Genomic DNA, 23,486 nt, shown 5'->3' with positions numbered 1-23,486 from the left:
TGGCGGTGGTCGTCCTGTTCCGCGGCCTGCCCGTGCCGGTGCGACGTCACCTGTGGGCTCGTGCGGGTGAGCCGGGCTCGAGGCCGAGCGTCGCGAGCAGGTCCTCGGGGGCCAGGGCTGCCGGTGGCCGGTCCACGGCTGCCGCGATGTCCTTGGCTGTGCGTTCTGCGTCCGACCTGTCCGTGCGGACGACAAGGTCGAAGAGATTCCGCAGATCGGAGGCGAGCAGGTCCTGGGATGTCTCGTCCCAGGCGGTGAGCCGCTTGGCCGTGTCGGTGTCCCCGCGTCGCCGTGAGCGTGTTTCGCACACCTCCCTCGGCACCCAGAGCAGAACGCGCAACCACTGTGTCGGCGCGCCGCTCAGCAGCGAGCGCATGTCCGCGACATTGCCGATGTGCGTGACGGGGACCAGACCGTGCTCCTGAGGTTGCGTCAGGGATCGGCGGTCGACGGCATAGACGTTGCCGTAACGCCGGGTCTCCACGACGATCCGGTTCTGGTGGCGCAGCGATTCGAGCTCCTCGGACGACACGAATCGGTAGCCCGTCGACCGTCCGGATCCCTGCTTCAGCTTCGTCACCAGCCGGAAGCGGGGGTCGACGGCCTGGAGAGCCGCCGTCACGGTGTCCTTGCCCGAGGTGGGCGGCCCGTACAGGACGACCGCGCTCATGCGTCCTCCAGAAGGCGTTGCGCGACGGACTCGACCTGCTCGGCCAGCGGGCGGGAGGCGCCGATCCGGTTGTCGATCACGTGGTGGGGAACCACCGGTCGGCGCTCGATGTCGATGCCGCTCGTGTACTCGGGCCAGTGAGTGAGTTTCCACGTGTCACGCGAGGCGTCGCGTGAGATGAGCCGGTCACGCATGGACTCCAAGTCGCTGTCCACCCAAAGCGTTTCGAATCGGGCCCCGATCCTCCCGCACCTGCGCCCGACGCGCGCCGTCCACTGGGCATCGGCACTCTCGGCGAGGAACGGTGCCACCGCCACCACGGAGATGCCGCACTCGAGGTTCTCCCAGACGGACTTCATGAGGCAGGCGTACTCCAGTGGCCTGGCGTGCTCGAGATACATCGGGCTGTGCCGGTCGTCCGGGTCCCCGCCCAGGGCCTCGAGGAGCCGCTCGGTCATCGGCCGGCTCAGCGTGTCCTTGTCGAGCATCGCCCACCCGGTGGCGGACGCCAGGATCTTCCCGGCCTCGGACTTGCCGGAGCCGGCGTAGCCCGCCACGAGGGCAAGGGTGATGGTGCTTGTACCCAACACTGTGGTCACTTCGTCGGCCCCCCCGGAAGACTTGAAAACCTGTCATTGAGTTTAAGGGGCAGCCGGCGCCGTAGTGATCAAGATTCCGTGATGGCGGGGGAGTTGGCGGGCGGATCGGAGTCTGGCGGCAGCAGGGGCGTCGTCCGTTTCTCCTTGGTCGCCGCGGGACGCATGGCCGCGCGCCTCCTCGCGTCCTGGGGCCCTCCGGCTTGACAGCAGAGGTCCCGGGCCGGTCAGGTCTTGGGGATTCCCTGCTGCGCCGGGCTCGACTCTGCACCCGGTGCCCCTGACCGATCACAGCCCGGCCGCGTACCTCCAGAAGTCCCGCATCGGCTCCGGGAACGACGGGCCGGACATCTGTAGCTGGGTGAGGAAGATCGTGACCACACCTGTCGACGGCGTGACGTGCGCCGCCGTGCCCGTGCCGCCTACCCAGCCGTAGCGGCCCGGGACGCTCCAGGGTTCGACCGCCTCGACATCGACCGCCCCGCCGAAGCCCCAGCCCATGCCCTCCAGGAACAGGCCGCCGGCCTTGCGCTGGGCCGGGGTCAGGTGGTTGGTGGTCATCCGCCCCACGGACTCGGCGGTGAGCAGGCGGCCGCCGGACGCCGTCGCGCCCCGGTCGAGGAGCATGCGCGCGAAGGCGTGGTAGTCGTCGACCGTCGAGACCAGGCCGCCCGCGCCGGACGGGAAGGCGGGCGGGGTGCTCCACTGGCCGTCCGGGGTGTCGGCCAACTCGAGGGCGCCCATGGGGTCGACGCGGTAGTAGCTCGTGAAGCGGTCGCGCTTGGCGGGCGTCACCTCGAAGGCGGTGTCGGTCATGCCCAGCGGCTTGAAGAGCCGTTCCGCCAGGAAGTCGGGCAGTGAACTGCCTGAGACCCGGGCGACCAGTACGCCCTGGATGTCGGAGCAGATGTTGTACAGCCAGGCCTCGCCCGGCTGGTACAGCATCGGGATCCGGGACAGCGCCGCCATCCACTCGTCCGTCGGAGGGACGGCCTGCGGCTGCGGCGGCCCCTGCTTCAGTTCACTGACCAGCGGTTCCACCGCCGGCAGTGAGAAGTCGGAGGGAAAGCCGTACCCGGCGCGCGAGGTCAGCAGGTCGAACACGGTGATCGGCCGGACGGCCGGGACCACGTCGTCGACCGGACTGTCCGGCGTGCGGACGACCATGGGCGCGGCCAGTTCGGGCAGCCACGTCCCGACCGGGTCGTCCAGTGCGATCCTGCCGTCCTCGACGAGCATCATGACCGCCGCGGCCATGACGGGCTTGGTGATCGAGGCGATCCGGAAGATCGTGTCCCTGGCCATCGGGGCCGTGCGCTCGGCGTCGACGTGGCCCACTGCCTGTACGTCAACCTGATCGCCCCGCGCGACCATGGCCACCGCGCCGGGGAGCGACTCGGTGTCGACGTGTTCGCTCAGGACGTTGTGCAGATCGGTCATCTGGCCACCTTCTCGCGTGTGCGGTCAGAAGAAGGACTGCCACAGCGGCAAGGAATCATCGCTCGCCCCATCAGCGGGGCCGTCAAGGAGGCGCCGGACCTGGCCACCCCGTCACCGGAAAGGGTCACCCCGGTCAGAGACCCGGATCCGTCCCCATCGGTGCGGTGGACGCGAAGCGCAGCGCCGCCTGTACCTGGTCGCGTCCCGTTCCGCTCCGCTGTGAAGCAGGCCTGCCGCGTGGCGGCACCGGCCCACCGCGCAGGTGGTCCGTCCGGCCCATCAGCACGCGCAGCCCGCGGCTCGGGGTGAACACACTGTTGCCCATGGCAGAGCAACGTGAACCCCGCGGCCGCGCCGCGACCGCTGTCTCCTCCCCTCCGCCGGTGGAGGGGCCAGAGGAGGCCGCCGGCCGGGCCTGTCGGTGCATCACCGGGCTCACCGGCCACCCTGCGGAGGGCGTGTCCGCCATCAGCCGTTCCGAGGACGGCTGGCACGTCGACGTCGACGTGCTGGAGGTGCCGCGCATCCCCGACACCACCAGCCTGCTCGCCACCTACGAGGTTGAACTCGACCGGGACGGCGAGCTCCTGCGCTACCGCAGGGTCCGCCGCTACCGGCGCGGTGCGGCCGACGACTGACCACCGCGCAGCGGACCGGCCCAGCCGACCACCGCGCAGCGGCCCAGCCCGCGGACCGGCCCAGCCGACCACCGCGCGGCGGCCCAGCGCCGAAGCCGACCACCGCGCAGCGCGGTACCCGAAAGGACGGCCCCGCATGACCACCACCTACAACGAGCAGGTCGCCTGTGTGCCCCGCGCGGGCACTCTGTACGACGTCATCGAGATCATCCTCGACCGCGGCATGGTGATCGACATCTTCGCCCGCGTCTCCCTGGTCGGCATCGAGATCCTCAAGGTCGACGTGCGCATCGTCATCGCCAGCGTCGACACCTACCTCCGCTTCGCCGAGGCCTGCAACCGCCTGGACCTGGAGACCGACACCCGCAGCAAGACCGTGCCCGAGCTCTTCGGCGGCGGGGCCGTGACCAGGGCCGTCGGCAAGAAGGCGGCGGGGAAGGCCGTCAGGTCGGTGGGCGACAAGGTCAGGAGGGCCGTCGGGGCGCGGGACGGTGACGAGGACGTGGAGCCGGAGTTGGAGGAGGAGGCCCTGGAGGAGGAGCAGCCCCTGGAGGAGGAGCCGCGTCCGCGGCGCCGGACGGCGACCAGGACCCGTGGCAGCCGCCCGCGCACCGCCCGGCGCGCCGAGGAGGACTGATCGGTGACCGCACGCGACCTGTACGTCTACGGCATCGTCCGCGCCGGCCACGGGCTCCCTCCCGGAAGCCTCGGCGTCGGTTCGCCGCCCGCCCCGGTCCGCGGCCTACCTGCGGGCCGCCTGGTGGCCGTGGTCAGTGACGTGCCCGAGGGACTGCGCGCCCGCAGGCGCGACCTGATGGCCCACCAGGGCCTCCTCACCTCCCTCGCCGCGCACGGCGCGGTCGTGCCCATGCGCTTCGGTACCGTGTGCGGCGGCGAGGATGTCCTTGTGGAGCGGCTGGCCGCGACCGAGCGCCACCACCTGACCTGCCTGGACCGCATCGACGGCCGCGTGGAGATGAACCTCAAGGTGCTGCCGGCACAGGAGGACGGGCTGGCCGACCTCCTCAGGGAGGACCCGCACGTACGGCGGCTGCGCGACGAGGCCCGCCGCCGCCCCGGTTACGAGGCGAACCTGCGCCTGGGCGAGGCGGTGACCGCGGGCCTGGAACGCCGGGCCCGGGAAGCGGCGGCACACTTGCTGCGCGAACTCTCCGCACTCGCCGACGGCACCGCCGCGGGGCCGGAGGTGGCCGGATGCGTCCTCAACACATCCTTCCTGGTCGGCGGTTCCGGGCACGACCGGTTCACGGCCGCCGTCTCGCGCCTGGCCGCCGGCCACCGCGGCCGCGTCGAACTGAAGCTGACGGGGCCGATGCCCTGCTACAGCTTCGTCGGCCCCGAGCGCGCGCCGGTCGGGGCCTGAGCGGCATGGGCCTGCTGACCGGGATCCTCCTGCTGCCGCTCGCACCCGTGAGAGGGGTCGCCTGGCTCGCCGAGCGCGTCAACGACGCGGCCGAGCACGAGCTGTACGACCCCTCGGTCCTGCGGGCGCGGCTCGCGGCCCTGAACGAGGCGCTCGAGGACGGGGAGATCAGCACAGAGGCGTTCGAGCGCGAGGAGGAACGGCTGCTCGACCTGCTGGAGCACCGGCTGTTCCGCTCACCGCCGGCCGCCGTCGAACCGACACCGGGAGCGCACGGATGAACGACAGCACCGGGACGGCCCTCGCAGCGGCCGGGGCTCGGACCAGCGCGTCCTGGGACGCACCCGCTTCGACCGCGGCCCCCTACGGGCCGCGCACCGCCAACCTCGCCGACATCCTCGAACGCGTTCTCGACAAGGGCATCGTCATCGCCGGCGACATCAAGATCGACCTTCTCGACATCGAACTGCTGACCATCCGCCTGCGACTGTTCATCGCCTCGGTCGACACCGCCAGGAAAGCCGGCATCGACTGGTGGGAGACCGACCCGGCGCTCTCCTCACGCGCTGCCCGCGACGCGTTGGCCGAGGAGAACCAGCGGCTGCGCGAAAGGCTCGAAGCGCTGGAGAGCGGTGACCCCCCGACATCGGGGGCGGGCGTGGCCGGGGAACCGGCCGGCACGTGACCTTTCCCTCGCACCCCTTCCTTCCCCGGGCGAGCCCCGGACCGTCCACATGAGGAGCATCCGATGACGGCGGCCCCGTGCACGACCGACGTCTCCACCTCCGCCGACACCTCCACCGACACCGCCACCTCCACCGTCACCGACGCCTGCACAGCGACCTACGTCTTCGCCGTCTGCCGCGGCGGCGACCCGGCCGCACTCGAAGGACTGGCGGGCCACGCGGAGGGCGCGCACGTCCGGCTGCTGCCCGTCGGCTCCTTCACCGCGGTGGTGCAGGACGTGCCGGCCGACCGGTTCTCCGAGGAGGCCGTGCGGGAACGGCTTTCCGACGGCGCGGAACTCGAGCGCTGCGCCCGGACGCATCACGCCGTGGTCTGCGCGGCGGCGCGCTGCGCCCCTACCGTCCCCCTGCCGCTGGCCACCCTCTACCTCGGCGACGAACGCGCCCGCACCGCGCTCGCGAAGCGCGAGCAGCGCCTGCACGCCGCGCTCGACCGCATCGAGGGCCGCGCCGAGTGGAGCGTGAAGGCGTACGCCCTTCCGGGACGGCCCGACGCACCCGCACCGGCCGGGCGTACGGGAGGGACCTCCGCGCCCACGGCCCCCGCCGCCCCCTCCTCCGCCGGTTCCGGTGCCGGCCGCGCCTACCTCGAGCGGGTGCGCAGCCGGAAACAGGCACGCGACCACCGGCAGGAGACCGCACTGCGCGCGGCCGAGAGGGTGGACACCGCCCTGCGGGACCTCGCGGTGGCCGCCCGCCGGCTGCGCCTGCACGGCCCGGGGCCGGACGGCGACCGCCGTACCCAGGTCCTGAACGCCGCCTACCTGGTGGCGGAGGGCCGCGAAGGTGAACTGGCCGCGGCCGTCGGACGGCTGCGGCAGGAGGCGGAGGCGGACGGAGTCCGGATCGAGGTCTCCGGGCCCTGGGTGCCGTACTCCTTTGTGGACGGGGGCGACACCGATGACCTCGACGGCTGAGACCGTCCCGTGGGAGGGCGCCTGGGAGGAGGGCGGCCCGCTCGGCGTGCCCCTGGTGGACCTGCTGGACCGGGTACTGGGCACCGGTGTGGTCGTCAGCGGCGACCTGGTGATCGCCATCGCCGAGGTGCCCCTGGTGCGCGTCTCCCTGCACGCGCTGCTGTCCTCGGTCAACGAGCGCGTACCCGCGCCATGGGCGGACGGTGGACCGCTGTGACGGTGGACCGGGTCGACCTCGACGCCGACACGGTCGGACGCGACCTCGTCGCACTCGTGCTGACCGTGGTCGAACTGCTGCGGCAACTGATGGAACGGCAGGCGATCCGCCGCATCGACGAGGGGGACCTCACCGACGACCAGGTGGAGCGCATCGGCCGGACTCTGATGCTGCTGGACGAACGGATGGCCGAGCTCCGCGACCACCACGGGCTGTCGCCCGAGGACCTCAACCTCGACCTGGGCCCCCTGGGGACGCTGCTCCCGCGGGATTGACCCCGCGCCCGGGTCCGGCGTTGCCCTCCGCGTCACGGTCACCGTCGACGCTCCGGCCCCCACCGTCGAGCCGCCGGCCGGCAGACCGTGCGCGCCCGCCGGCGGCAGACCGTGCGCGCCTCAGCCCCGCAGATGTCCGAGGACCGATCGCACTGCCCGGGCCACCGCCTCCCGTGCCTCCTCCGTGTGGTCGATCGTCTCGAAGCCGTGGTGGCCCTGCGGCACGTCGACGATCTCGACCGCGGCCTCGCAGTCCTCTGCGGCGGTCAGGAACTCCTCGACCGTCGCCGCGATCTCGGGTCGTTCCAGCTCCACCCGGGTCAGTACGACCGGCAGTCGGCCGGCCTTGTGCAGCGTGGCCGCCGGGCGGAACCGGGGAGCGGTGAGCGGCCAGTTCGGCAAGGGCGCGAGCACCGGATACGTCGCCGCGACGCAGCGCAGCCACGCCGGGGGCGCCGCGAGCCAGTCCGCCGACAGGAGCCCGCCGGCGGAGAAGAACCACAGCGCCACCCGGTCCCCGTCGACGCGCGGATCGGCTCGTACGAGCTCCACCGCTTCCGCGAGGTCCTCCGCGGCCCGACCGTAGTCGGTGAGGTCGTGCAGCCGGTGGTCCAGCGTCACGCCCACCGCACCCAGCGACGCCATGTACGAGGCGTGGCCCACGAAACCGGGCCAGTCCCGCGGGGTGGGGCGTACCTCGGCGGGGAGGGGGCCGCCGTGGACGAAGACCACCGCGGGACGGGGCTCGTCGGCGTCGGGGAGGTAGAGGTCCACCCGTCCCGTGCGCTCGCGGTGCTGTTCCGGTACGTCGAGGAGGAACGGCCGCAGATGGGCGGGCCGTTCGCTCACCGCCGGGGAGATCCGGTGGCCCTCTCCGGCGGCGGCCCGGCGCAGCACCTCGGCCAGCTCGCCCGGTGTGGAGAGCATCGGCCAGTGCCCGGTGCCGAGTTCGAAGAACGTCACCTGCGGCTCGGTGAGCACTTTCAGGCGGGGGTCGCCCATGCCGACCAGGCCCTCGACCATGGCGATGCTCGAGCCGTTGGCGGTGCACAGGACGCCGGTCGTCGGCACCCCGGACAGCGCGCCCGAGAGCCGCAGCGGCCGGGTCAGCGTGCCCTTCGGTTGCGGGGCGGCGAGCCGGGTCAGCCGCGCCAGCGCGTCCGCCGGGACTCCGGCGGTGCTGCCCCACCGCTGCCATGCGCCGGCCGGCGGCGGAGGGATCAGCCCGGTCTCCGCCGCCGCCCCTGCGAGGGCGGCTCCTTCTGTCGTCGTCCCCGTTTCATGCGCCCCGTCCGCCAGCAGTTCGCGGACCGTCTGGTCGGGCACCAGCGCGAGGGCCGCGTCGCCGTCCTGGGGCAGGCCCGCGTCCAGGTGGACAATGCGGGCGACGCGTCCAGGCCGCCGGTCGGCGGCGCCGAGTACGGGGTGGATGCCGTAGCCGTGACCCACCAGCACCACGTCCGGAGCGGCCTGTTCCGCCGGAGCGTCCAGATGGTCGATCAACTGCACCAGATCCTGGATGTGCGTCTCCAGGTCCGTGTCGGGGCCCGCCAGGTGGCGGCGGTCGCCCATGCCCGTGAGCGTCACGGGATGCACTTCGGCACCCGACCCGCGGAGCCCCGCGGCCACGTCGCGCCAGATCCAGCCGCCGGTGAAGGCGTCCGACACCAGGATGAAAACCGTCATCACATCTCCTCGTACACGTGGTCCGCACGACCGGCCGACCAGGCCGTCCGCGCTCGCAGGTACCGTAGGAACTCCCCCTGAGGGAGGTGCAACCTTGTCCCCTGACGGCATGTGGACCATCGGAGAGCTCGCCGAGCACGCGGGCGTGACCGTCAAGACCGTCCGCTTCTACTCCGACCGCGGACTGCTGCCCGAAGCCGCCCGCAGCAGCGGTGGCCACCGGCGTTACGGTCCGGAGGCCATCGAACGGCTGCGCCTGATCCGGTCGTTGCGCACCCTCGACCTGCCGGTGCCCGACGTCGGAAGGGTCCTCGACCAGGAGGACGCTCTGGAGGACGTCGTCGCGGGTCAACTGCGGGAGATCGGATCCCGGATGACCGCGTTGCGCTGGCGGGAGGCCGCCCTGCGACTGCTCCAGGACTGCACTCCCGAGGAACGCGTGGACCGCCTGCGGCTGATCGGTTCCGTGACCGCCCCGCCCAGTACGGCCGCGCTGGCGCGCTTCTGGCGGCGCTGGCTGCCCGCACGGCTCCCGGCGCGAGTGGTGTCCGCGATCGTCGAACAGGCCGTTCCGCAGCCGCCGGCCGACCCGGCCCCGGACCAGGTCCTCGCCTTCGCCCGGCTGCACGCCCTCGTCTCCGGGCCCTGCCACGGCAACGAGGACTGCCAGCCCGCGGTGCACCAGCCGGACACGGGGTACCGCCCGGCCATGCTCTACGAGGGTCTCGGCGAGGCGTACGGGCTCGCGGCGCGGCAGATGCTTGACCGGCGGCAGCCGCACGAGGGTGAAGCACTCGACTGTTTCGTCGCCGCCTATGCCCACTCGTGCGGCACGCGCGACACTCCGGACTTCCGTCGGCTGCTCGCCGGCCAGCTCGCCGCGGACCCTCGGATCGACCGCTACTGGCAGCTCGCCGCCGAGCTGTTCGGCCCGTCGCAACCGACCCCCGGCGCCGCACACGACTGGCTCTGCGCCGCGCTGAACCCGGTTCAGGCGGCGGGGGCGTCCGCCTGAACCGGTGGGCCGGGCCTCGGTGTTCGCCACCGCAGGCGGTCCCGGGGCATCAGTCTGGACGGGACCGTCCCGCGCCTGGGCCTACGCCTGCACCGGCCCCTCGCGCGCCGTGGCGCCCGGCGGACCGGACTTCGGCACGGCGGCGGTTCGGTGATCGCTGACCGTCGGGGGCCGTCCGCCGGACGGGACCGTCGCGCCCGAGGCGTCCGACCGCGCCGCTCGCCGACGGTTCGCCACGCGCGGCCGGCCGGGGTGTCCGCCTGAACCGGTCGGGCCGGGTCTCGGGTGTTCGCCACCCGCAGTGGGCCTCAGGGTGTCGGTTCCGGCGCTCGGAGCGAGCCCCATCAAGGCCGGTCGTCCCTCCGTCGCCGCTCGCTCGTCCACCGCGCGATCTCCTCGGGCGCGCCACCTTCAGGGCCCGCCGTCGGGTCGGCCGACGTGCCTGTCGGCCGGTCGGTCGTCTGGTCGGCCGCCGTGCCGGTCGCCGGGTCGGCCCAAGCGTCTGCTTCCGGATCCGTAGTCGGGCCGGCCGGTGCGCCCGCCGCGGGGCCGGCCGGAGTGCCGGTAGGCCGGTAGGCCGTCTCGTTGGCCCGCGCGCCCGGCGCCAGGCTGTCCGGGGCGTCTGCTTCCGGACCCACCGGCCGGCCGGCCGGAGTGCCCGGCGCCGTGCTCCCCACCGCGCCCGTAGGACGGTCACCCGCCGGGCCCGCCAGCCGGTCGTCTTGGGGGCGGCGGAGGAGCCAGGAGGCCAGGGGTTCGCTCCAGCGGGTCGCGAGCGGGCCGACGAATACGAGGATGAGGACGTACGCCGCCGCCAAGGGGCCGATCCTCGGCTCGGCCGCCGACGCGAGGCCCGCGATGACGATCGAGAACTCGCCTCGCGCCACCAGCGTGCCGCCCGCCCGCCAGCGGCCGCGTGGGCCGATGGCCGCGCGGCGGGCCGCGTACCAGCCCGTGGCGATCTTCGTCAGCGTGGTGGCCGCGGCGAGCGCGAGCGCGGTGAGCAGGACCGGCGGGATCGCGTTCGGGTCGGTCGAGAGGCCGAAGAAGACGAAGAACACCGCCGCGAACAGGTCCCGCAGCGGCGCCAGGATCTTCCGCGCCCCCTCCGCGACCTCCCCCGACAGGGCGATGCCGACCAGGAACGCGCCGACCGCGGCGGACACCTGGAGCTCCTGGGCGACGCCCGCGACCAGCAGCGTGAGGCCGAGCACGACGAGCAGCAGCATCTCGGGGTTGTCGGAGGAGACCGCCCGGCTGACGAGCCGGCCGTGGCGCAGGGCCACGTAGAGGACGATGGCGACCGTGCCGAGCGAGATGATCAGCGCGATCCCCCCGCCGGCCAGGCCCAGCCCGGCGAGCAGCGCGGTGAGCAGTGGCAGGTAGAGGGCCATCGACAGGTCCTCGATGACGAGGACGCCGAGGACGACCGGTGTCTCGCGGTTGCCCAGCCGGCCCAGGTCGGCGAGGACCTTGGCGATCACGCCCGACGAGGAGATCCAGGTGACGCCGCCCAGAGCGACGGCACCGACGGGCCCCCAGCCCAGGAGCAGCGCGGCGCCCGCCCCCGGCAGGGCGTTGAGGACGAAGTCGACGGCGCCCGACGGGTACTGGGTGCGCAGGCTGTCGACCAGTTCCGAGGCGCTGTACTCGAGGCCCAGCATGAGCAGGAGCAGGATGACGCCGATGTCGGCGCCGACGGCCACGAAGTCGCCGCTCGCGCTCAGCGGCAGCAGCCCGCCGGAGCCGAAGGCGAGTCCGACGAGCAGGTAGAGGGGGACGGGGGAGAGACCGAAGCGGCCCGCGAAGCGGCCGGTCAGGCCCAGCCCGAGCAGGATCGCGCCGAGCTCGATCAGCAGCATCGTCGTGTCGTGCACGGTCAGCCTCCGGCGATGATCCCGGCGAGGGCGTCGACGCCCTCCCGGGTGCCGACCGCGACGAGCGTGTCGCCGGTGGCGAGCCGGAAGCCGGGGCCCGGCGAGGGGTGCGCCCCCGTCCGGCGCAGCACCGCGACGATCGACGCGCCGGTTCTCGTACGGGCCCCGGTGTCGCCGAGGGCCCGCCCGACGTAGGGGGACCGGGCTCCGACGGGGATGTGCTCGGTGACGAGGTCGATGCCGTCGGTCCGTACGGCGTCGATGGGTTCGGCGTCGAGGAGATGGGCCAGCGCCGTGGCCTCCTCGGGCCCCAGCGGCACGGAGAGCAGGCAGGCGTCGGGGTCGTCGGCGCCGTAGAAGCCGAGGAAGCGGCGGCCGTCGTTGTGGACCACCACCGAGACGTGGTGGCCGCTTTCTGTGCCGAAGTCGAACTGGGTGCCGACGCCTGGCAGGGGGGTGCGACGGGTGGTCATGTTCGCCTCCCGGGAGCGGCTCCCAGAGGGAGGGGATGCGTCCTGGATCGGTATAAAGGGATTTGTACCGTTTTGGGGATCGCTGATCAGTCTAAGGAGCCCGTCGCCGTACCGGACGCGATCGCTGGATCCGTACGGGTGGCACGGGTGCCGCGGTCCCGTGTCACAGACGTGCCGGGCTGTCCCGTCTCTTGTGTGAGAGTCCGTTCCGGAATCAGGAAGGGTGATGATCGTGCGGGTGTTCGTGGCAGGCGGGGCCGGGGTCCTGGGGCGGCGGCTGGTGCCGCAGCTCGTGGCCAGGGGACACGAGGTGACGGCGACGACGACGAGCGCGGCCAAGCTCGGCCTGCTGAAGCAGCTGGGCGCGGACGCCGTCGTGATGGACGGGCTGGACGCGGTGTCGGTCGATGAGGCGGTGGCCGGGGCGCGGCCCGACGCGATCGTGCACCAGATGACCGCCATCTCCATGGCGCACGCCGGCAAGCCCGACCTGAAGCACATGGACCGCTGGTTCGCCACCACCAACCGGCTCCGCACCGAGGGGACGGATCACCTGCTGGCCGCCGCCGGGAAGGCCGGCGTGTCCCATGTCGTCGCCCAGAGCTACGCCGGCTGGAACGGCATCCGCGAGGGCGGATGGGTGAAGACCGAGGAGGACCCGCTCGACCCGATGACGGGGACGACGGCGAGCCCGGGGATGGAGGCGATCCGTTACGTCGACGACGCGGTCGTCAAGGCCGGTGGCGCGGCCTTGCGGTACGGGGCGTTCTACGGGCCCGGTGCCACCGATGACCAGGTCGAGCTCCTGCGCAAGCGGCAGTTCCCGCTCGTCGGGAGCGGCACCGGCCACAGCTCGTGGGTGCATGTCGACGACGCGGCGAGCGCCACCGTCCTTGCCGTGGAGCAACACGTGAAGGGAGTGTTCAACATCGTCGACGACGAACCGGCGCCGGCCGCCGAGTGGTTGCCCTACCTCGCGGCGTGCGCGGGCGCGAAGCCGCCGATGCGGGTCCCCAAGTGGCTGGCCCGGCTGCTGGCCGGGGACGTGGCGGTGACGATGATGACCGAGGGGCGAGGCTTCTCCAACGCCAAGGCCAAGCGGGAGCTCGGCTGGACGCTGCGGTACCCGTCGTGGCGGCAGGGCTTCCGCGACGGCCTTCTGTGACACAACGGGCTGCCCTGGCAAGGGAGTTGCTTGCCGTGCGAAGCCGGCCCTGCGAAGATCGTGCGATCGTCCCGGGACCGGGAGGAACGGGCGTCGAGCAGTGAGGGAGCCCCGCATGACCGGGACAGAGCCGGCCGCGGCACGGATCGACACCACCAGGCCGCACCCGGCCCGGGTGTACGACTGGTTCCTCGGCGGCAAGGACAACTACCCGGTCGACGAGGAGCTCGGCAGGCAGATCATGGGTGTCGACGGTACGGCCCGGCATGTCGCCAGGACCAACCGATGGTTCATGCAGCGGGTCACCCGCTGGCTGGCCGGTGAGGCCGGGATCCGCCAGTTCCTCGACATCGGCACCGGCATCCCCACCGAGCCCAATCTGCACCAGGTGGCCCAGGGCATAGCCTCCGACGCGCGGATCGTCTACACCGACAACGACCCCATCGTGCTGACCCACGCGGAGGCGCTGCTGCGCAGCAGCCGCGAGGGGATCACCGACTACGTCCAGGCCGACGTGCGCGACCCCGGACGCATCCTGGAGCAGGCACGCGAGAACCTGGACTTCGCGCGTCCCGTCGCGCTCTCCCTGGTGGCGCTGACGCACTTCCTCGGCGACGAGGACCGCCCCTACGACCTGGTGGCCCGGCTCGTCGACGCGCTCCCCTCCGGGAGCTACCTCGTACTGTCGCAGCTGACCGCCGACTTCGATCCGGTCGCCGTCGGGCGCGGCGTGGCGATGTACGCGGCCGGCGGCGTGACCCTCGCGCCGCGCACCAAGGACGAGATCGTCCGCTTCTTCGACGGCCTGGAGATGGTGGAGCCCGGACTCGTCCAGCTGACCGACTGGCACCCCGAGCTGGCCGTGGGCGAGAGCGTCGACGAGAACGCGGTGATCTCGCTGTACGGCGCGGTGGCCCGGAAGCCGTAGCCGGGCCGGAAACGGCCGCGAGGCCACGGCGTCCCGGGAGCCGGGGGCTGTGACCCCCCAAAACCCACTTATGATGCACCGGTGTTCGATTCCCGGCACATCAAGACGTTCCACGAAGTGGTCAGGACCGGCTCGTACTCGGCCGCCGCTCGTGCCCTCGGCTACACCCAGCCGGCCGTCACGCAGCAGATGAAGGCCCTCGAACGCGACGTCGGCTCGCCGCTGTTCGTCCGGGTCGGCCGGGGCATGCGGCTCACCGAGGCGGGCGAGGCGCTGACCAGGCATGCGACGGCGATCCTCGACTCGATGTCGGCCGCGCAGGAGCAGATGAACGCCCTGACCCGGCTGCGTGCCGGACGGGTCCGCGTCTGCGCCTTCCCGAGTGCCAACTCCACCCTCGTCCCCGAGACGCTGGCCCGGCTCACGGCCACCCACCCCGCCATCCGCGTCGACCTGCTCGAGAACGAGCCGCCCGAGTCGCTGCGGCGCCTGGCCCGCGGCGAGTGCGACATCTCGCTCGCGTTCACCTACCCGGGGCTGCACGAGGAGGTGCCGGAGGAGCTGGTGGAGATCCCGCTCCTCGAGGACCAGCTGACCGTGCTGCTGCCCGGCGGGCACCATCTCGCCCGGCGGCGGGTCGTCCGGCTCACCGACCTGGCGGAAGAGCGCTGGATAGCCGGCTGCCCGCGCTGCCGCGCCAACCTCCTCCACGAGTGCGCGGAGGCGGGCTTCGTCCCCGACATCGCCTTCACGACGGACGACAACCTCGCCGTGCAGAGCCTCGTCGCGGAAGGGCTCGGCGTCGCCATGATCCCGGCGCTCGTACTGAACTTCATGCGCCACGCCAAGGTCGCCGGCCGCCCGCTCCAGCCCGCGTCCCGGCGCAAGATCTCGGCGTACGTCCTGAAGGAGCATCTGCGCGTTCCCGCGACCGCGCTCGTCCTCGAGGAACTGAGGACGGTCGCCGCGAACAAGACCGGCTGCTGACCGGCCGGCAGCCGACAGGCTCACCGGGGCATGTATAAGCAGGGCTTGGGAGAACCGAAGAAACAGTCGTTGGACGTAATGATTCCGCGGTTCGAGGCTTGCCGGTATGACTCCGGCTCCCACCGCACCGAGGGCGTTCACGGCCCCCCGTACCACCGAACGTCTCGACGCCCTCATAGCCGGCGTGCGCGAGGTGGTCGGACGCGGGCTGCCGCCCGACCCGACGGCGTACCTGGTCGGCGAACGCCTCGCGCCGCACCTGGGCGCCCCCGACCTGCTCACCGCGGAGCAGCGGCAGAGCGACCCGGACCGCTACCGGCAGCACCTCCTGCACGCCGAGCACGACGGCAGCTTCTCCGTCGTCGCGCTCGTCTGGCTGCCCGGACAGGGGACGTCCGTGCACGACCACGTCTCCTGGTGCACCACGGGCGTGCACGAGGGCCGGGAGCAGGAGCGGCGCTACCGTCTCCTGCCCGCCGCCCGCGCGGACGGCACCGCGCGGCTCGTGGCCACCGGCGATGTGGTCAGCGGGCAGGGCGAGTTCTGCGGCTTCGCGCCACCCGGGGACATCCACCGGGTATGGAACCCGGGCCCCTCCACCGCGACGTCCCTGCACGTCTACGGCGCCGACATATCCCGGCTCGGCAGCAGCGTCCGCCGCGTCTACGCCCTGCCGGCCGACCGCTGATGGCGCTCCTGCGGGACCGGCCCGCCGCACCTCCCCGGGCCCGCGCCGAGGGAACCCGGCTGCGAGGGCTCGCGCTGGCGGCCCTCGGCGTCACCCTCGCCTGGTCCGTCCACCGGATCCTGCCCGGCGTGCCGATGCTCACCGCCGCCGTCGTCCTCGGCGTCGCCGCCGCGCACCCGCCCCGCCTGCGGGCGGCCGTCCGCGGGCCCGCCCGGCCGGGACTCTCGTACGCGGGGCGACGGCTGATGCGCGCCGGGATCGTGCTCCTCGGCCTGCGGCTCGGCCTCGACGACGTACGCGGCCTCGGCTGGACCACCGTCGCCATGGTGCTGGGCGTCGTGACGGCCACACTCCTCGGGACCTGGTGGCTCGGCCGGCGGCTGGGGCTGCCCGGGGACCAGCCGTTGCTCATCGCCACCGGCTACGCCGTCTGCGGCGCGTCGGCCATCGGCGCGGTGGGGGAGGTACGGGACAGCGACGAACGGGACGCGGCCACGTCCGTCGCACTGGTCACGCTGTGCGGGACGCTGGCGATCGCCGTACTCCCTCTCCTTCAGGGGCCGTTGGGTCTGACGGCCGCCGAGTTCGGCCGCTGGGCCGGCGCCAGTGTCCACGACGTCGGCCAGGTCGTCGCCACGGCGCAGACCGCGGGGGACGCCGCGCTCGGCGAGGCCGTGCTCGTGAAGCTGATGCGGGTGGCGCTGCTCGGCCCGCTCGTCGCCGTCGTCGCGCTGGCCGCGCGCCGCAGGAACAAAGCCGCCAAGGGGGCGAGCGGTGCGCGACGGGTGCCGCTGGTGCCGCTCTTCGTCGTGGGCTTCCTCGCCGCCGTGGCCCTGCGCAGCACCGGGCTGTTGCCCTCGGCGGCGCTGGAGACGGCGCACGTCGCGCAGGAACTGCTGCTCGCCGCCGCACTGTTCGGGCTCGGCAGCGCCGTCGACCTGCCCTCCCTGACCCGCACCGGCGGCCGGGTCGCGGCACTCGGCCTGTCGGCGTGGCTGGTCGTGGCGGGGCTGTCCTACGCGGGAGTGCTGCTGGTGCCGGCGTGACCGGTGCCTGGAGGGGGCCGCGGGAAGGGGCGCGGGCAGCCGGGTGCGTACGCCGTACGCGGCACGAGGCGTGTTCGTGCCCGGGGCCGGAATCCCATGGCGTCCCGACAACGGCCACATGTGGGGTTGCGGCGTGGTCGGTCGGCATCCCGGCAGCCCCGGGCACACTCGGAAACTAGGGCCGCCGGACCGGTGCTGCCTATAGGGACCCGCTCATCTACCTATACGCAAAGAATCGACCGGGCCCCGTGTGGCACTTGGCCCGCGGCGGTCCCGCACGCCGCGCCGGCCCGCCGGCCGCCCCCGCTCACTCGGGGCGCTGGGCACGAGTCCGTGAAAGATTCTGCCGGGACTGCGACTCCAGCTTGCGCCGGGCCCTGGAGACATGCTGCTCCACCGTACGCGGCGACAGATGCAGCGTCGCCGCGATCTCCCGGTTGGTCAGACCGGTCGCCGCCAGGTCCGCCACCTCCTGCTCGCGCGGCGAGAGCCGGTCGCCGTAGCTCGGCCGGCCACGCGGCCGCTGCTCGTCGGAGGGCTGGTGCGCCCGCAGCTCGGCTCGGAGGCGCGCGGCGTCCCAGACCGCGCCCAGCTCGGTCAACTGCTCCACGCACGAGGTCAGTTCGGCGACCACGGCGGCCGCGTCCGTCCCCGAGGCCAACTGGCAGCGGGCGGCCCCCTCGGTGGCGAGCACCGTCGCGTACGGGCGCGGCATGCCCGCGTACTCGAGGGCCGCCCGGCGGTACCGTTCGGCCGCGGTCCGCGGGTCGCCGTCCGCCTCGGCGAGCAGCGCGTGGCACCAGTTCAGCGCCGCCGACGACGCGGGGGCCTGGCGGCCGTCGAGGCCCGCCTCGAATTCGTCGATCATTCCCTGCGCCGTGTCGCGCCTGCCCGCGCGCAACGTCGCGTCGACGGCCCACGGCGCCAGCTCCGCCGCCCACACCCACACGCCCTTGTCCCTGATCCGGTCCCAGGCCATCGACGCCTCCGCGACCGCCGTCTCGACGTCGTCGCGGACCAAGGCCATCCGGATCAGCGCCCCGGACGCGGCCGCCACGTGCGGCACGGCGGAACCGTCCGTCTCGCGCGAGCCGTCGCCGGCCAGCCACGCCGTCGCCTGCTGCCACTCGCCCCTGGAGATCGCCATCAGCCCGAGAACGGTACGGCCGTCGACGCCCTGGCCCGGCATGGTGTCCGCCTCCGCCACGAACGCGCGGGCCCGGCCGGTCAGTTCCGACCAGTCGCCCTCGGCCCAGTCCAGCAGCAGCGAGGTGCCGCGGGCCCCCTGCTCGACGTACGCCGCTCCGCTGCGGGCCGCCAGTTCCACACCCTCGGCGAGGAGTCCCCGGGCGGGGCCGAGCTGGCCCAGCCAGAGCGCGCCGTCCGCCGCGTTGCACAGTCCACGGGCGACGTGCTGACGGCAGGCGGCGTCCTCCGTCTCCCTCGGCAACTGCTCCAGCACCTGCCAGGCCGCCGGATCGCCGATGTACATGAGCGTGCCCGCCCGGTTGGCGGCGACCGCGGTACCGGCCTCCTCGTCGCCGCTGTCCGCGCCGGCCTTCTCCGCGCGCTCCAGCCAGTACAGGTTCCGCTCCAGCGGCACCGTCGACAGCAGCGGCATCGCCAGCGCCGCCATGGCCCTGGCCGCCATCAGCGGCCGCTCCTCGAGCTCCTCCACCGCCTGCTGGAGCTCCAGCCAGCCCTGCATGCCCGCGACCGCCTGGTTGCACAGCAGCAGGCCGAGGTCGAGCCGGATCTGTCCCCGCACTGCCGCCGGCAGGGACTGCTCGTCGAGGATCTGCCGCAGCACCGTCACCGTTTGATCGCTCCGCAGCCCCAGTACGGCGCTGTGCGCGAGCAGCGGCGCGAGCCGGGCCCTCGCGTCAGGCGGCACCGTCGGACGGGACAGGGCCCGCTCGAGGATGTCGATCGCGGCCTGGTGCTCGCCGTCGGCCGCGCACTGCAGCGCCGCACGCTCCACGGCCCGCAGCCACGCCTTGGTCTGACCGCCGTGCCGGCGGTGGCGGGCCAGCGGCACCCACGGCACCGGGTGCCTGCGGCCGAGGGCCGTGGCCGCCCTGCGGTGCATCTCACGGCGGACGGGGCCCGGCACCTGCCCGTACACCGCTGTCGCCGCCAGCGGGACGAAGAACCCGTAACGGCCCTCCGCGTCCTCCCGCAGCACCCCCGCGCGCACCGCCTCGACCAGCCCCTGCGTGCCCTCGCCGCCGTCCGGACCGGCGACCGCGGAGAGCTCGTCCGCCTCCACCGGTTCGTCCAGCACGGCGGCGGCCCAGGCGACGTGCCGCGCCCGCTCCGTGAGCGCCGCGGTGCGGCCGAGGGCGAGTTCGGCGAGGCGCGGCGGGACGCCCGCCGCCTCCAGGTCCCTGACCGAGAAGCGCTCCCGCCCGTCGCCCGACTCGCGCAGCAGCCGCACCAGGTCGGCGACGACCTGCGGCACGCCGCCGGACCGCTCCTGGACACGGGTGACCAGGTCGGACGGGCAGCGGCTCGGGCCGAGTCCCTCCTCGACCAGCTCGCGGACCCGCTGCGCGTCGAGGGGGCCGAGCCGCAGCCGCAGCACGGCGAGGGACGCGGGGAAGTGGGCCCCCCGGCCCAGGGCGAGGCCGGGCTCGCGCAGTTCCTCCGGGCGGTACGTGACGACCGCGGCGAGCCGGTCCGGCGGCCGGTCGAGGAGCCCGCGCAGCAGCTCGAGAGCCGGGAGGTCGGCGCGGTGGACGTCCTCCGCGACGAGCAGGAAGCGCTCGCCCCGTTCGAGGAGGGGGGCCAGGGCTCCCGGCAGATCGGCGGGGCCGGGCGGCTGCCGGGGTGCGCTGCCCGCCGACCTGTCGGCCGTCGTCGGCCGCGGTCGGCACACGACGGTGGCTCCGGACGACGAGAACGAGACGATCACACTGCGCACGGACCGGGCCGCGGCGCCGTCCGCCAGACGCGTCGCGAGGCGGGTCTTCCCCGTCCCGGCAGGGCCCTCGACCAGCAGGAGCGCGGCCTCATCGGCGGACGGCCCCGTGAGCACGCGCTCCAGCCACCGGCCGGCCGCCTCGTCACTCCATGTGTCCACCGAATCACTCTCCTCGGAGATTCCAAGGCATTTCGATTCTTTACGTATACGGGTTTCAGTGTCCCTGATTGAACGGGAGGTGTCCGGATACGAGTGTTGGGGTTGCCGCAGAACAGCTGCGTGGCTTTCGACGGCCAGGTTGGAGAAGGACTCCCCGGCCGCTGGACCTGAGTCAGGGCGATGCCGCCCGACCGAACAGGAGCCCATGTGATTGCCATGGAACGTGCACCGAGCCCTGCCCCTGGGCGGGCCGGGCCCACCTCCGCGCTGCGAAGCCTGGCGCATTGCGCCATGCCCGCCACGCCGGAGGCCGCACGCGCACTCCGGCGCTTCGCCCGGGCAGTCGCACGCCGATGGCGACTGGCCGAGCACTTCGACGAGGCGCTGTCCGTCATCGTCACCGAACTGGTCACGAACGTGGTGCTGCACAGCGGCAGCCCATGGGTGTCCACGGTGATCAGCGTCCGGGGCGACGCGCTGACGGTCGAGGTCATGGACGGTGGCTGCTGGAAACACCGGGTGACCCGCCGGCAGGAACCGCTCGACGCCGACGTCCCCTGCGGGCGCGGTCTGCGCCTCGTCGACGCCTATGCGACACGGATCATGACGCACCGGATGGAGCTGGGCAGTGTGGTGCTCGCGGAGATCGCGCTCCACTCCAGGCCGCCCTTCGTGCGCGACCCGCTCCAGGCCTTCGACGCACATCTGTGAGACGGCTCGGGGCCGTTCCGGATCATCCGGAACGGCCCCGTGTGCGCGCGGCTCAGCGCGCTCCGAGCAGGTGGTCCATCGCCAGCTGGTCGAGGCGCTCGAACGCCATCCCGCGCTCGGCGGCGGCGTCCACGTCGTAGTCCTCGAACGCGGTCCGGTCCGCCAGCAGTGCCGCCAGCCCGTCCTCCGCCGTCGGCCGCGCCAGCTCGTCCAGGCGTGAGGCACGCAGCGCCTCACGGACCTCGGGGTCGGCGCGGAAGGCCGCGGCACGCTCCTTGAGGATCAGGTAGTTGCGCATGCAGCCCGCCGCCGACTCCCACACGCCGTCGAAGTCCTCGGTCCGCGGCGGCTTGAAGTCGAAGTGCCGCGGGCCCGCGTAACCGGCCGTCTCCAGCAGGTCGACCAGCCAGAACGCGGAGCGCAGGTCACCGGCGCCGAAGCGCAGGTCCTGGTCGTACTTGATGCCGCTCTGACCGTTCAGGTCGATGTGGAAGAGCTTGTCCGCCCACAGCGCCTGCGCGATGGAGTGCGGGAAGTTGAGCCCGGCCATCTGCTCGTGGCCGACCTCCGGGTTGACGCCGTACAGCTCCGGGCGCTCCAGGCGCTCGATGAACGCCAGCGCGTGGCCGACCGTCGGGAGCAGGATGTCGCCGCGCGGCTCGTTCGGCTTGGGCTCGATGGCGAAGCGCAGGTCGTAGCCCTGCTCCGTGACGTACTCGCCGAGCAGGTCGAAGGCCTCCTTCATCCGGTCCAGCGCCACGCGCACGTCCTTGGCGCCACCGGACTCCGCGCCCTCACGGCCGCCCCAGGCGACATACGTCTGCGCGCCCAGCTCCACGGCCAGGTCGATGTTGCGGATGGTCTTGCGCAGCGCGTAGCGGCGCACGTCACGGTCGTTGGCGGTGAAGCCGCCGTCCTTGAAGACCGGGTGGGTGAAGAGGTTGGTCGTCGCCATCGGCACGATGAGGCCGGTGGCGTCCAGCGCCTCACGGAAGCGCTTGATGTGCGCCTCGCGCTCACTGTCGTTCGACCCGAAGGGGATCAGGTCGTCGTCGTGGAAGGTCACACCGTACGCGCCGAGGTCGGCGAGCCGCCGGACGGACTCCGCAGGGTCCAGGTGCGGCCGGGTCGCGTCCCCGAACGGGTCCCGGCCCTGCCAGCCGACCGTCCAGAGGCCGAAGCTGAACTTGTCCTCGGGGGTGGGGGTGAAGCGTTCCGTCATGGCCATGTCCGCCTTGGATCACTGGTTTGTTTTCTGGCCTTACTAATAATGCACGCCGACCCCCGATCGCAGAAGCCCCCCGGGCACTGTTGTCGCGCGGGCGCGTGACGTAATTTGTTTCCAGCTCGGCCAAATGGCCGCGCACGGGCTCATGGGAGAGGTGCGGCAATGCCGGCGAACGCGGTCGTCATCGGGGTGGACAGCTCCACACAGTCCACGAAAGCGGCGTTCACCGACGTCACCAGCGGGCGGCTCCTCGCCGTCGGCAGGGCGTCCCACCACGTCACCGGCGAGAACGGCGCACGGGAGACCGACCCCGAGGTGTGGTGGCAGGCCCTCGCGAACGCCGTCGCCGCCGGCCTCAAGGAACTGGCCGGGCTCGGCATCGAACCGGCCGCCGTCACCGGCATCGCGGTCGCCGGACAGCAGCACGGCCTCGTCGTCCTCGACCGCGCCGGCGCCCCCCTGCGGCCCGCTCTGCTGTGGAACGACACCCGCTCCGCGCCTCAGGCCGCCGCCCTCACCGAGGCACTCGGCGGCCCCGACGCATGGACCGCCCGCACGGGCTCCGTCCCCGTCGCCTCCATGACGGCCGCCAAGTGGCAGTGGCTGCGGGAGAACGAGCCCGCCGCCGCGGACGCCGCGGCGGCGGTGCGCCTGCCGCACGACTTCCTCACCGAACGCCTCTCCGGCGTCGCCGCCACCGACCCCGGCGACGCATCCGGCACCTGCTGGTACTCGACCGCGACCGGCGCGTACGACCCGGCTCTGCTGGACCTCGTCGGCCTCGACCCGTCGCTGCTGCCGACCGTCGCGCCGACCGGCGCCACCCGCGTCGGCTCGCTCACGCCCGCCGCCGCCGAGCGGCTCGGCCTGCCCGCCGGTATCGCCGTCGCCGCCGGAACCGGCGACAACATGGCCGCGGCGGTCGGCCTCGGGCTCGGCGGAGCGGGACTGCTCGACCACCCGGCCCTCAGCCTCGGTACGTCGGGCACCGTGTTCGCCGCGAGCCGCACACGCCCCGCGTCACCGGCGCTCGCCGGGTTCGCGGCGGCGGACGGCACGTACCTGCCGCTCGCCTGCACCCTGAACTGCACTCTCGCCGTCGACAAGGTCGCCTCCCTGCTGGGCCTGGACCGGGAGGCCGCGGAAGCGGGCGGTGAGGTCGTCCTCCTGCCGTACCTCGACGGCGAACGGACGCCCGACCTGCCGGGAGCGTCCGGCATGCTGACCGGCCTGCGACACACGACCACCCGCCAGCAGATCCTCGGCGCGGCCTACGAGGGGGCGGCCGTGACCGTCCTGCGCGCCCTCGACGAGGTCATGCGCGCCTGCGGCCAGGACCCGTCGGACCCCGTGACCGCCGCGCGCCCCCTCCGGCTGGTGGGCGGCGGGGCGAACGGGCGCCACTGGGTGGAGACCGTGCGCCGCCTGTCGGGCCGCCCCCTGCTGATCCCCGCCAGCGGCGAACTCGTCGCCCTCGGCGCCTCGGCGCTCGCCGCGGCGGCGGCTACCGGAGCGGACCCGGTGGCACTGGCGTCGGACTGGGGAGCGGGTTCGGGGACGGAACTGGAGGCGGTGGAGCGGGACATGGAGACGTGGGAGCGGGTGTCGTCGGCGGTGGAGGAGGCGGCGGCGGGCTGACACGCCGGGAGGCACACGGCCGCGCACGCTCGCATCGAGGTCCCCGGCAGGGAAAAGTGAGCCGCATGACAAATGACGT

The 23,486-nt window shown here is 73.2% G+C and carries 23 protein-coding genes and 1 pseudogene; 16 read left to right on the top strand and 8 right to left on the bottom strand.

The genetic code is table 11. The annotated features are described in order from the left end of the window. Nucleotides 1-46 precede the first annotated feature (46 nt). The 3 genes from AB0K36_RS07925 to AB0K36_RS07915 all read right to left on the bottom strand — a co-directional run bounded on the left by AB0K36_RS07925 (nucleotide 47) and on the right by AB0K36_RS07915 (nucleotide 2,706). On the bottom strand, nucleotides 47-670 hold the full coding sequence (locus AB0K36_RS07925) for a nucleoside/nucleotide kinase family protein (protein ID WP_364589856.1): 624 nt from the start codon (nucleotides 668-670) through the stop codon (nucleotides 47-49). Beyond that, nucleotides 667-1,269 carry a P-loop nucleotide/nucleoside kinase family protein gene (locus AB0K36_RS07920; RefSeq protein WP_364589853.1) on the bottom strand — a complete coding sequence of 201 codons (603 nt, stop codon included), beginning with the start codon at nucleotides 1,267-1,269 and terminating at the stop codon, nucleotides 667-669. Before AB0K36_RS07920 ends, AB0K36_RS07925 begins: the two co-directional genes overlap by 4 nt. A gap of 285 nt (nucleotides 1,270-1,554) precedes the next feature. Further along, a complete protein-coding gene (locus AB0K36_RS07915) occupies nucleotides 1,555-2,706 on the bottom strand; it encodes a serine hydrolase domain-containing protein (protein WP_364589850.1) in 1,152 nt (383 codons plus the stop codon). A 323-nt stretch (nucleotides 2,707-3,029) separates the two neighbouring features. On the opposite strand from AB0K36_RS07915, the gene AB0K36_RS07910 reads away from it, so the two are divergent. The 8 genes from AB0K36_RS07910 (at nucleotide 3,030) to AB0K36_RS07875 (ending at nucleotide 6,883) form a co-directional block, all read left to right on the top strand. Beyond that, the gene (locus tag AB0K36_RS07910; protein WP_189464627.1) at nucleotides 3,030-3,344 is read left to right on the top strand and encodes a gas vesicle protein GvpO; all 315 of its coding nucleotides are present in this window, start codon (nucleotides 3,030-3,032) and stop codon (nucleotides 3,342-3,344) included. A gap of 136 nt (nucleotides 3,345-3,480) precedes the next feature. Further along, nucleotides 3,481-3,981: a gas vesicle protein GvpJ gene (gene gvpJ, locus AB0K36_RS07905; RefSeq protein ID WP_364589847.1), complete on the top strand. Its 501-nt coding sequence runs from the start codon at nucleotides 3,481-3,483 to the stop codon at nucleotides 3,979-3,981. 3 nt (nucleotides 3,982-3,984) lie between these two features. Then, nucleotides 3,985-4,728, top strand: a complete 744-nt coding sequence (locus AB0K36_RS07900) for a GvpL/GvpF family gas vesicle protein (protein ID WP_364589844.1) — start codon at nucleotides 3,985-3,987, stop codon at nucleotides 4,726-4,728. A 5-nt stretch (nucleotides 4,729-4,733) separates the two neighbouring features. Then, nucleotides 4,734-5,009: a gas vesicle protein GvpG gene (locus AB0K36_RS07895; RefSeq protein WP_364589841.1), complete on the top strand. Its 276-nt coding sequence runs from the start codon at nucleotides 4,734-4,736 to the stop codon at nucleotides 5,007-5,009. Continuing rightward, nucleotides 5,006-5,413 carry a gas vesicle protein gene (locus tag AB0K36_RS07890; RefSeq protein ID WP_364589838.1) on the top strand — a complete coding sequence of 136 codons (408 nt, stop codon included), beginning with the start codon at nucleotides 5,006-5,008 and terminating at the stop codon, nucleotides 5,411-5,413. The genes AB0K36_RS07895 and AB0K36_RS07890 overlap by 4 nt, the downstream gene beginning before the upstream one ends. A 63-nt stretch (nucleotides 5,414-5,476) precedes the next feature. Further along, complete coding sequence (locus tag AB0K36_RS07885) at nucleotides 5,477-6,391, top strand: GvpL/GvpF family gas vesicle protein (RefSeq protein WP_364589835.1); 915 nt, start codon at nucleotides 5,477-5,479, stop codon at nucleotides 6,389-6,391. Continuing rightward, nucleotides 6,375-6,608: a gas vesicle protein gene (locus tag AB0K36_RS07880; RefSeq protein ID WP_364589832.1), complete on the top strand. Its 234-nt coding sequence runs from the start codon at nucleotides 6,375-6,377 to the stop codon at nucleotides 6,606-6,608. Before AB0K36_RS07885 ends, AB0K36_RS07880 begins: the two co-directional genes overlap by 17 nt. After that, nucleotides 6,605-6,883: a gas vesicle protein K gene (locus tag AB0K36_RS07875; protein WP_435877813.1), complete on the top strand. Its 279-nt coding sequence runs from the start codon at nucleotides 6,605-6,607 to the stop codon at nucleotides 6,881-6,883. The genes AB0K36_RS07880 and AB0K36_RS07875 overlap by 4 nt, the downstream gene beginning before the upstream one ends. Nucleotides 6,884-7,003: 120 nt before the next feature. Here the strand turns inward: AB0K36_RS07875 and AB0K36_RS07870 are convergent, their stop codons facing one another. Further along, a complete protein-coding gene (locus AB0K36_RS07870; protein WP_364589826.1) occupies nucleotides 7,004-8,569 on the bottom strand; it encodes an alpha/beta hydrolase in 1,566 nt (521 codons plus the stop codon). 109 nt (nucleotides 8,570-8,678) lie between these two features. Here AB0K36_RS07870 and AB0K36_RS07865 point away from each other — a divergent pair, with 109 nt between their 5' ends. Beyond that, the gene (locus AB0K36_RS07865) at nucleotides 8,679-9,584 is read left to right on the top strand and encodes a helix-turn-helix domain-containing protein (protein WP_364589823.1); all 906 of its coding nucleotides are present in this window, start codon (nucleotides 8,679-8,681) and stop codon (nucleotides 9,582-9,584) included. A 656-nt stretch (nucleotides 9,585-10,240) separates the two neighbouring features. On the opposite strand, the pseudogene AB0K36_RS07860 reads toward AB0K36_RS07865, so the two are convergent. Continuing rightward, nucleotides 10,241-11,461 (bottom strand): annotated as a pseudogene (locus AB0K36_RS07860) (cation:proton antiporter); the annotation flags it as partial. Between the two features lie 2 nt (nucleotides 11,462-11,463). Next, nucleotides 11,464-11,934 (bottom strand): cation:proton antiporter regulatory subunit, encoded by a 471-nt coding sequence (locus AB0K36_RS07855; protein ID WP_189464642.1) that lies wholly within the window; start codon nucleotides 11,932-11,934, stop codon nucleotides 11,464-11,466. Nucleotides 11,935-12,160: 226 nt separating this feature from the next. On the opposite strand from AB0K36_RS07855, the gene AB0K36_RS07850 reads away from it, so the two are divergent. The 5 genes from AB0K36_RS07850 (at nucleotide 12,161) to AB0K36_RS07830 (ending at nucleotide 16,748) form a co-directional block, all read left to right on the top strand. Further along, the gene (locus AB0K36_RS07850; RefSeq protein WP_364589819.1) at nucleotides 12,161-13,099 is read left to right on the top strand and encodes an NAD-dependent epimerase/dehydratase family protein; all 939 of its coding nucleotides are present in this window, start codon (nucleotides 12,161-12,163) and stop codon (nucleotides 13,097-13,099) included. A 115-nt stretch (nucleotides 13,100-13,214) separates the two neighbouring features. Continuing rightward, nucleotides 13,215-14,027, top strand: a complete 813-nt coding sequence (locus AB0K36_RS07845) for an SAM-dependent methyltransferase (RefSeq protein ID WP_364589816.1) — start codon at nucleotides 13,215-13,217, stop codon at nucleotides 14,025-14,027. 81 nt (nucleotides 14,028-14,108) lie between these two features. Continuing rightward, entirely contained in the window at nucleotides 14,109-15,014 is a 906-nt protein-coding gene (locus AB0K36_RS07840; RefSeq protein WP_364589813.1) for a LysR family transcriptional regulator, read from the top strand. 106 nt (nucleotides 15,015-15,120) lie between these two features. Further along, nucleotides 15,121-15,702 (top strand): cysteine dioxygenase family protein, encoded by a 582-nt coding sequence (locus AB0K36_RS07835; protein WP_364589810.1) that lies wholly within the window; start codon nucleotides 15,121-15,123, stop codon nucleotides 15,700-15,702. After that, complete coding sequence (locus AB0K36_RS07830; RefSeq protein ID WP_364589807.1) at nucleotides 15,702-16,748, top strand: YeiH family protein; 1,047 nt, start codon at nucleotides 15,702-15,704, stop codon at nucleotides 16,746-16,748. Before AB0K36_RS07835 ends, AB0K36_RS07830 begins: the two co-directional genes overlap by 1 nt. Before the next feature lie 307 nt (nucleotides 16,749-17,055). Here the strand turns inward: AB0K36_RS07830 and AB0K36_RS07825 are convergent, their stop codons facing one another. Next, the gene (locus AB0K36_RS07825; protein WP_364589804.1) at nucleotides 17,056-19,830 is read right to left on the bottom strand and encodes a helix-turn-helix transcriptional regulator; all 2,775 of its coding nucleotides are present in this window, start codon (nucleotides 19,828-19,830) and stop codon (nucleotides 17,056-17,058) included. 291 nt (nucleotides 19,831-20,121) lie between these two features. Between AB0K36_RS07825 and AB0K36_RS07820 the strand changes: the two genes are divergently transcribed. Then, on the top strand, nucleotides 20,122-20,541 hold the full coding sequence (locus tag AB0K36_RS07820; RefSeq protein WP_229834567.1) for an ATP-binding protein: 420 nt from the start codon (nucleotides 20,122-20,124) through the stop codon (nucleotides 20,539-20,541). A 52-nt stretch (nucleotides 20,542-20,593) separates the two neighbouring features. Here AB0K36_RS07820 and xylA read toward each other — a convergent pair whose 3' ends face one another. Continuing rightward, a complete protein-coding gene (xylA, locus tag AB0K36_RS07815; RefSeq protein WP_159684181.1) occupies nucleotides 20,594-21,763 on the bottom strand; it encodes a xylose isomerase in 1,170 nt (389 codons plus the stop codon). A 168-nt stretch (nucleotides 21,764-21,931) separates the two neighbouring features. Between xylA and xylB the strand changes: the two genes are divergently transcribed. Continuing rightward, nucleotides 21,932-23,407 (top strand): xylulokinase, encoded by a 1,476-nt coding sequence (gene xylB / locus AB0K36_RS07810; RefSeq protein ID WP_364589800.1) that lies wholly within the window; start codon nucleotides 21,932-21,934, stop codon nucleotides 23,405-23,407. Nucleotides 23,408-23,486: the final 79 nt, after the last annotated feature.

The sequence above is a fragment of the Streptomyces kurssanovii genome, from assembly GCF_040677245.1.
GTDB classification, from domain to species: Bacteria; Actinomycetota; Actinomycetes; order Streptomycetales; family Streptomycetaceae; genus Streptomyces; species Streptomyces kurssanovii.
Note: the sequence above shows the minus strand (reverse complement) of the source record. Positions and strands in the feature narration are given on the sequence as shown.

Bases quoted from the DNA above. Each gene is read 5' to 3' on its own strand.
- AB0K36_RS07925 (WP_364589856.1), bottom strand. From the start codon at position 670: ATGAGCGCGGTCGTCCTGTACGGGCCGCCCACCTCGGGCAAGGACACC.
- AB0K36_RS07915 (WP_364589850.1), bottom strand. From the start codon at position 2,706: ATGACCGATCTGCACAACGTCCTGAGCGAACACGTCGACACCGAGTCG.
- AB0K36_RS07910 (WP_189464627.1), top strand. From the start codon at position 3,030: ATGGCAGAGCAACGTGAACCCCGCGGCCGCGCCGCGACCGCTGTCTCC.
- gvpJ (WP_364589847.1), top strand. From the start codon at position 3,481: ATGACCACCACCTACAACGAGCAGGTCGCCTGTGTGCCCCGCGCGGGC.
- AB0K36_RS07895 (WP_364589841.1), top strand. From the start codon at position 4,734: ATGGGCCTGCTGACCGGGATCCTCCTGCTGCCGCTCGCACCCGTGAGA.
- AB0K36_RS07890 (WP_364589838.1), top strand. From the start codon at position 5,006: ATGAACGACAGCACCGGGACGGCCCTCGCAGCGGCCGGGGCTCGGACC.
- AB0K36_RS07885 (WP_364589835.1), top strand. From the start codon at position 5,477: ATGACGGCGGCCCCGTGCACGACCGACGTCTCCACCTCCGCCGACACC.
- AB0K36_RS07880 (WP_364589832.1), top strand. From the start codon at position 6,375: ATGACCTCGACGGCTGAGACCGTCCCGTGGGAGGGCGCCTGGGAGGAG.
- AB0K36_RS07870 (WP_364589826.1), bottom strand. From the start codon at position 8,569: ATGACGGTTTTCATCCTGGTGTCGGACGCCTTCACCGGCGGCTGGATC.
- AB0K36_RS07865 (WP_364589823.1), top strand. From the start codon at position 8,679: ATGTGGACCATCGGAGAGCTCGCCGAGCACGCGGGCGTGACCGTCAAG.
- AB0K36_RS07855 (WP_189464642.1), bottom strand. From the start codon at position 11,934: ATGACCACCCGTCGCACCCCCCTGCCAGGCGTCGGCACCCAGTTCGAC.
- AB0K36_RS07850 (WP_364589819.1), top strand. From the start codon at position 12,161: ATGATCGTGCGGGTGTTCGTGGCAGGCGGGGCCGGGGTCCTGGGGCGG.
- AB0K36_RS07845 (WP_364589816.1), top strand. From the start codon at position 13,215: ATGACCGGGACAGAGCCGGCCGCGGCACGGATCGACACCACCAGGCCG.
- AB0K36_RS07835 (WP_364589810.1), top strand. From the start codon at position 15,121: ATGACTCCGGCTCCCACCGCACCGAGGGCGTTCACGGCCCCCCGTACC.
- AB0K36_RS07830 (WP_364589807.1), top strand. From the start codon at position 15,702: ATGGCGCTCCTGCGGGACCGGCCCGCCGCACCTCCCCGGGCCCGCGCC.
- AB0K36_RS07820 (WP_229834567.1), top strand. From the start codon at position 20,122: ATGCCCGCCACGCCGGAGGCCGCACGCGCACTCCGGCGCTTCGCCCGG.
- xylA (WP_159684181.1), bottom strand. From the start codon at position 21,763: ATGACGGAACGCTTCACCCCCACCCCCGAGGACAAGTTCAGCTTCGGC.
- xylB (WP_364589800.1), top strand. From the start codon at position 21,932: ATGCCGGCGAACGCGGTCGTCATCGGGGTGGACAGCTCCACACAGTCC.